This is a genomic window from Mycobacterium sp. IDUB_39 (assembly GCF_055419205.1).
This window is the reverse complement of the sequence record NZ_JBVAXF010000031.1, coordinates 1-520: the sequence shown is the minus strand read 5'-3', so window position 1 is coordinate 520 and position 520 is coordinate 1. Positions and strand designations below refer to the sequence as shown.

Here is a 520-nt window from a genome sequence, read left to right as displayed (position 1 = left end):
GCGGTTGGAGCGGGTGTTGGTGGCGATGGTGGTTGATCCGTTGCGGTCGTTGTCGTCGGTGGATGTGCTCGATTGTGCTGAGCGTGTTCGGTTGGATGGGTTTGGGCATCGGGCGGTGTTGGATCGGGCCGTGGTGGGGGTGTCGGTTCCGGGGGTGTTCGCTGCGCGGGTGGCGGGTGCGCCGGGGGCGGTGGCGGTGAGTTTCGCGGGTGGGTCGATGTCGTATCGGGAGCTGGATGAGGCTTCGAATCGGTTGGCGCACTTGTTGGTCGGGTTGGGTGCTGGTCCTGGTGAGTGTGTGGCGTTGTTGATGGAGCGTTCGGCGCAGGCGATTGTGTCGATTCTGGCGGTGTTGAAGTCGGGGGCGGGGTATCTGCCGATCGATCCGGCTCATCCTGATGCGCGGGTCGAGTTCATGCTCGCTGATGCGAGGCCGATCGCGGCGGTGAGCTCCGCGGCGTTGGCTCATCGGTTGGTTGGGTGTGGTGTGGCTGTCGTTGAGGTGGATGATCCGCGCCTG

1 protein-coding gene is annotated in these 520 nt (G+C 64.8%); it reads left to right on the top strand.

Translation table 11 applies throughout. The annotated features are described in order from the left end of the window. On the top strand, window positions 1-520 hold a 520-nt coding region (locus ACZY0X_RS31230), incomplete at both ends, for an AMP-binding protein (protein WP_463775901.1).